This window comes from Mitsuaria sp. TWR114 (genome assembly GCF_007997345.1).
The window spans coordinates 1-5,690 of record NZ_VOSR01000992.1 but is presented as its reverse complement, the minus strand read 5'-3'; the positions used below and the strand labels follow the sequence as shown (position 1 = coordinate 5,690).

Below are 5,690 nucleotides of genomic sequence, written 5' to 3'. Positions count from 1 at the left end.
GCGGTCGTTCGTGCGGTCGTTCGTGCGGTCGCTCGTGCGGTCGTTCGTGCGGTCGTTCTCGCGGTCGGCCATGGCGTCAGAACTTGCCGGTCAGCGTGACGTAGAACTGACGCGGCGCGCCCGGCAGCAGCGTGGCGTAGGTGCCGTCCTTGTCGCTGTTGGTGAAGCCGTTGGAGCCGATCGTCGAGATGTAGTGCTTGTCGAACAGGTTGCTCACGCTGGCCTGCAGGCTCAGCTCGCGCAGCATCGACACGTTCTTCATCTTGTAGCCGGCGCTGACGTTGACCAGCGTGCGGTCCGGCACCGAGGCGTCGTTGGTGTACGAGTAGTAGCGCTTGGACATGTAGTCCACGCCGATGCTGCCGAACAGCGCGCCATCGTCGTAGCCGAGCTGCGACTTGACCATGGTGTCGGGCGCGTCGGCCACGCGCTTGCCGCGGATCGCCACCGGCGTGCCGCCGCTGACGACGTCGTCGCGGTAGGTCGACTTGGACAGGCTCACGCTGTTGTACCAGGTGAGCGTCGGCGCCAGACGGAACGACAGCGCGCCTTCCACGCCGGTGGCGCGCACGTCGCCGACGTTGGACAGCACCACCGGATTGCCCTGGATGCCGGAGCCGCTCTGCACGCTCAGCAGTCGGTCCTTGAAGTTGACGAGATAGGCGCTGACCGAGCCCTCGTAGCCGAGGCCGCTGGTGCGCCAGCCCGCCTCGATGGTGTCGGAGGTCTCGGGCTTGAGGCTGCCCTTGATCGCGTCAAAGCCGACGGCGTTGGTCGCGAACGGCGAGGTGCCGGTGGCTGCGCCCTGATACGCGCGCATGTTGCGGGCGATGGTGCCGTAGAGCTCGTTGCTGGCCGACAGGCGGTAGTTGATGCCCAGCTGCGGCAGGAAGTTCTTCTGCGCGGTGATCGAGCCCGAGGGCATGTCGTTGCCGACCTCGCGGTTGCCGTCGATCTTGACCTTGAGCGACTTGAAGCCCGCGCCCACGGTCAGGTCCTTGGTCACCGACCAGGTGTCGGACAGGGAGAACTGCGTGGTCTTGGTGTTGAACGCGTACTGCCACTGCGTGGCCATCGGGTTGCTGGGGAACTGGTAGATGCTGGGCAGCGCGTTCGGGCGCACCGCGTAGAAGCGGCGCGCCTGGTCGAAGTCGTTGTCCTCGAACCAGACGCCGACCTTGAGCAGGTGCTCGCCCAGCTCGACCTCGGCGTTGGAGACCACGCCCCAGCGGTGGATGCCGTACTCGGTGGTGCGCTCGGCGATCGGCGAGCCGGTGCCCGGGATGTCGTTGCCCTGTGAATCCTTCAGCGCCGGCGTCGCGGTGTACGGCGTGAACCACAGGCCCATGCCCTTGTTGTGGTGGTAGTACGCGGTGGTCTTCCAGGTCGCGTTCGTGGCCAGGCGCAGGTCGGCGGTCGCGCCGGCCAGCTCGTCGTTGCGCAGGCCCGCGCCGGCGTAGTACTGGTCATCGCAGGCGGCGACGTAGTTGCTCGGCTGGCACAGCGTGTTGGCGGCGTTCACCGCGGCCGCGAAGTCCGGATAGAAGTTGTCCAGCGTGTCGCCGCGGCGCTTGATCAGGTCCAGCGACAGGTCCTGATAGTCGACCTCGCGGCGGCGCGAGGTGTTGGCGAAGGCCGACAGGCGGCTGTCGCCCACGGTCTTGACCCACTTGAAGTTCCACTGCTCCAGCTTCTGCTGGCCGGCACCCTTCCACTTGTCGGCCTCCTGGTTCGTGTAGCTCAAGTAGACCTGGCCCAGCGAGGACGCGCCGCTGTCCACGCGCAGGAAGGTGCGGGTGGCCGAGTCGCTGCCCAGCGTCTGCGAGGCCCTGAAGCCGAACTGGCCGGTCGGGTCGTTCGAATAGAACTGCAGCGTGCCGCCCAGGTTGCTCGAGGACGCCGCCTCCAGCGCGCCCGCGCCCTGCGACAGCGAGGCGCGGCCGACGTTCTCGCTCGAGATCGCGCGGCTGATGTGCAGACCGTTGAAGTTGCCGTAGGACATGTCGCCCAGCGGCACGTCGTCGAGGGTGAAGCCGAGCTGGTTCTGCGAGAAGCCGCGCACAGTGAAGCGCGTGGACCACTCGTAGTTGCCCAGGCCGTCGGCGGCCTGGAAGTTCACGCCCGGCAGGCGCGCGACCGTCGCCAGCGGGCTGGTGCCGGCCAGGGCGTTGTCGAACTCGGCCTGGGTCAGGCTCTGCACGGAGCGCAGCTGGCCGCGGCCGACGGAGACGGTGACGCGTTCGAGCTCGGAGCGCTCGCCGCCGGCGGTGGTGGTGGCCTCGGTCCTGGCGGTGTCGGCTGGCAGCGGGGCGGGGGTGGACGTCGCGGACTGGGCGGCGGCGGGGACGGCATGGGCCAGGCTCAGGGCCAGGACCAGGGCGGTGGGCATCTGGTGCTTCATCGGTCGCATGCGGTGAGGGGATGAATCGGGAAATCCGAAAGCCCCGCACTGTCACCAGCAAGCGCGACAGAACGACGACAAGCAGCGAGCACCCGCAGCGCCGGCACGCGCGCCGCAGGCGATCCGCCACATCACAAATGAATCTTCAAACCGTCATAAAAAAAAACGCCCCGGAACTCTGCGGGGCGTTGTCGCGGACGGGCGGGTCGCTGCTCAGAACAGCGCCATGCTCAGCTTGCGGCGGTACTGGTCCACCAGCGGATCCGCCGGCGCCACGATGCTCGGGCCGGACAGCTGCAGGCCGCCCGCGCCGGCCTGCGGGGCCGCGGCGCCATGCGCCGGCTGGGCGGGCTTGGTCATGATCTCGAGGATCGCGACATAGGTCTTGCGCGCGAGCTGCTCGTTCCAGGTCTTGTCGCGCATGATGATTTCCAGCAGCTCGTCCATCGCGCCGGTGAAGTCGCGGCCGGCGAAGAGCCCCTGGGCCAGCGCGAAGCGCGCCTCGAAATCGCGCTTGTTGGCGGCGATGGCCGACTGCAGCGCCGCCGGGTCCAGGCCCTGCTCGGCGCGTTCCGCCGCCGCGATCCAGGCGGCCAGCGCCTGGAAGCGCGCATGCGGGGTGATCGTGTCCGCGGCCAGGTGCGCCACCGGCGCGAAGGCGGCCTTGGCGTGGGCCAGCTGGTCGTCCTCGAGCAGCGCGCGGATCAGGTCGAAACGCGCCACCTCGTTCGAGGGATCGGCCTGCACCGCCGCCTGCAGCTTCTGCAGCGCGCCGTCGGCATCGCCTTCCTCCAGCAGCGCCTGCGCCTCGGCCAGGTCCTCCTCGGCCTCGAGCGCTTCGCCGGTGGGGACGTGGCGGTCCAGGAACTCGCGGATCTGCGCCTCGGGGATCGCGCCGACGAAACCGTCCACCGGCTGGCCGCCGACGAACATCACGCAGAACGGGATCGAGCGCACGCCGAAGGCCTGGCTCAGCTGCGTCGCGATCTCGGGCTGGTCGTCGCTGTTGAGCTTGGCCAGCTTCCATCGGCCGGCGTAGGCGACCTCCAGTTTCTCCAGCATCGGACCCAGCGTGCGGCACGGACCGCACCACGGCGCCCAGATGTCCAGCAGCACCGGCTGCTGCATGGAGGCCTGCAAGAGGTCGGCTTCGAAGTTCTGGAGGGTGATGTCGGTCATGGTGGGGGAGGACGGGACAGGCCGGCGACGCTCGCCAGGCGGCAAGAACGGCACCTGAGGCTGCCCGCCTACAATTCAAGGTTTCACGATTTGACAGATCGAGGACCGACCCGTGAGCAGCGCCACCACTCCCGACATCGCCCCCGTCATCGGCGTGGTCATGGGCTCCAGCAGTGACTGGGAGACCATGAAACACGCCGCCGACATTCTCACCGAGTTCGGCGTGCCGTTCGAGGCGAGGGTGGTTTCGGCCCATCGCATGCCCGACGAGATGTTCCGCTATGCCGAGCAGGCCGAGGCCCGCGGCCTGAAGGCCATCATCGCGGGCGCCGGCGGCGCCGCCCACCTGCCGGGCATGCTGGCGGCCAAGACGCTGGTGCCGGTGCTGGGCGTGCCGGTGGCCAGCCGCCACCTGCAGGGCGTGGACTCGCTGCATTCGATCGTGCAGATGCCCAAGGGCATCCCGGTGGCGACCTTCGCGATCGGCACCGCGGGCGCCGGCAACGCGGCCCTGTTCGCCGTGGCCGTGCTGGCCCGGGACAACCCCGCGCTGCGCGACCGGCTCGACGCGTTCCGCCAGCGGCAGACCGCCGCCGCGACCGCGATGACCGAGGAGCTGCGCTGATGCCGCTGCTGCCGGGCGCCGCCACGCTGGGCGTGCTGGGAGGCGGCCAGCTGGGCCGCATGTTCGTCCATGCCGCGCAGGCGCTGGGCTACCGCTGCGTCGTGCTGGACCCGGACGCGGCCAGCCCCGCTGGCGCGGTCGCGCAGGACCATCTGAAGGCGGACTACCTGGACGCCGCCGCGCTCGAGGAACTGGCCCGCCGCTGCGACGCGATCACCACGGAATTCGAGAACGTCCCGGCCCGCGCGCTGGAGCAGCTGGCGCGCACCCGCGTGGTCGCGCCGGGCGCTGCGGCGGTGGCGATCTGCCAGGACCGGGCGCGCGAAAAGGCCCACTTCGATGCCAGCGGCGTTGCCTGCGCGCCCTATGCGGTGCTGCGCGCGCCGGCCGACCTGGCCGCCGTGCCGGACGCGCTGATGCCGGGCATCCTGAAGACCGCCCGCCTGGGCTACGACGGCAAGGGCCAGCGCCGCGTGGCCGACCGCGCGCAACTGGCCGCCGCCTTCGACGAGCTCGGCCGCGTCGACTGCGTGCTGGAGCAGATGCTGCCGCTGGCGCTGGAGCTGAGCGTGCTGGTCGTGCGCGGCGCGGGTGGCGAGGTCGTCACCTATCCGGTCCAGCAGAACCTGCACCGCGACGGCATCCTGGCGGTGACCGAGGTGCCGGCGCCGGACGTCGATGTCGCGCTGCAGGCGCAGGCGCGCCGCTCCGCCGCCGCGATCGCGACCGGCATGGGCTACGTCGGCGTGCTGTGCGTCGAGTTCTTCGTCTTGAAGGACGGTCGCCTGGTGGTCAACGAGATGGCGCCGCGGCCGCACAACTCCGGCCATTACACGATGAACGCCTGCGACCTGTCGCAGTTCGAGATGCAGGTCCGCGCGATGGCCGGCCTGCCGCTGCGCGAGCCGCGCCTGCATTCGCCGGTGGTCATGCTGAACCTGCTGGGCGACCTGTGGTTCGACGCCGCCGGCCGCGAACGCGCGCCCGACTGGGCCGGCGTGCTGGCGCTGCCCGGCGCCGAGCTGCACCTGTACGGCAAGGCGCAGGCGCGCCCGGGCCGCAAGATGGGCCACCTCAATGTGATCGGCGCCACCGCCGAGGAAGCGCGCGAGCACGCGCGCCGCGCCTGCGCGCTCCTCGGCCTGCCGGACACGTGGTGACGGAGGCCGGCGTGACGGTGCTCGACGGCCAGTCGCCCGAGGCGGTGCGCGAGACGGCGCGGGTGCTCGCTGCCGGCGAGCTGGCCGGCGTGCCGACCGAGACCGTCTACGGCCTGGCCGCGCGCGCTGACCGCGACGAGGCGGTGGCGAAGATCTTCGCGGCCAAGGGCCGTCCCAGCGACCATCCGCTGATCGTCCATGTGCTGGACGAGCAGGGCGCCCGCGTGTTCGCGCAGGACCTGCCCCCGGTCGCCCACCGGCTGATCGAGGCCTTCTGGCCCGGTCCGCTGACGCTGATCGTGCGGCGTGTCCCCGGCATCGCCGC

At 70.4% G+C, this 5,690-nt stretch carries 5 protein-coding genes; 3 read left to right on the top strand and 2 right to left on the bottom strand.

The window, feature by feature from the left end:
- Positions 1–76 precede the first annotated feature (76 nt).
- Positions 77–2,389, bottom strand: coding sequence for a TonB-dependent receptor (locus FUT87_RS26630; RefSeq protein ID WP_186830785.1), 2,313 nt, complete (start codon positions 2,387–2,389; stop codon positions 77–79).
- A 225-nt stretch (positions 2,390–2,614) separates the two neighbouring features.
- Positions 2,615–3,580 (bottom strand): tetratricopeptide repeat protein, encoded by a 966-nt coding sequence (locus FUT87_RS26625; protein ID WP_147242931.1) that lies wholly within the window; start codon positions 3,578–3,580, stop codon positions 2,615–2,617.
- A 136-nt stretch (positions 3,581–3,716) separates the two neighbouring features.
- On the opposite strand from FUT87_RS26625, the gene purE reads away from it, so the two are divergent.
- The 3 genes from purE to FUT87_RS26610 all read left to right on the top strand — a co-directional run.
- Positions 3,717–4,205: a 5-(carboxyamino)imidazole ribonucleotide mutase gene (gene purE, locus FUT87_RS26620; RefSeq protein ID WP_091731619.1), complete on the top strand. Its 489-nt coding sequence runs from the start codon at positions 3,717–3,719 to the stop codon at positions 4,203–4,205.
- Entirely contained in the window at positions 4,205–5,365 is a 1,161-nt protein-coding gene (locus FUT87_RS26615; protein ID WP_147242930.1) for a 5-(carboxyamino)imidazole ribonucleotide synthase, read from the top strand. Before purE ends, FUT87_RS26615 begins: the two co-directional genes overlap by 1 nt.
- On the top strand, positions 5,362–5,690 hold a 329-nt coding region (locus tag FUT87_RS26610; protein WP_255512056.1), incomplete at its 3' end, for an L-threonylcarbamoyladenylate synthase. The genes FUT87_RS26615 and FUT87_RS26610, both read left to right, overlap by 4 nt.

Bases quoted from the DNA above. Each gene is read 5' to 3' on its own strand.
- FUT87_RS26630 (WP_186830785.1), bottom strand. From the start codon at position 2,389: ATGCCCACCGCCCTGGTCCTGGCCCTGAGCCTGGCCCATGCCGTCCCC.
- FUT87_RS26625 (WP_147242931.1), bottom strand. From the start codon at position 3,580: ATGACCGACATCACCCTCCAGAACTTCGAAGCCGACCTCTTGCAGGCC.
- FUT87_RS26615 (WP_147242930.1), top strand. From the start codon at position 4,205: ATGCCGCTGCTGCCGGGCGCCGCCACGCTGGGCGTGCTGGGAGGCGGC.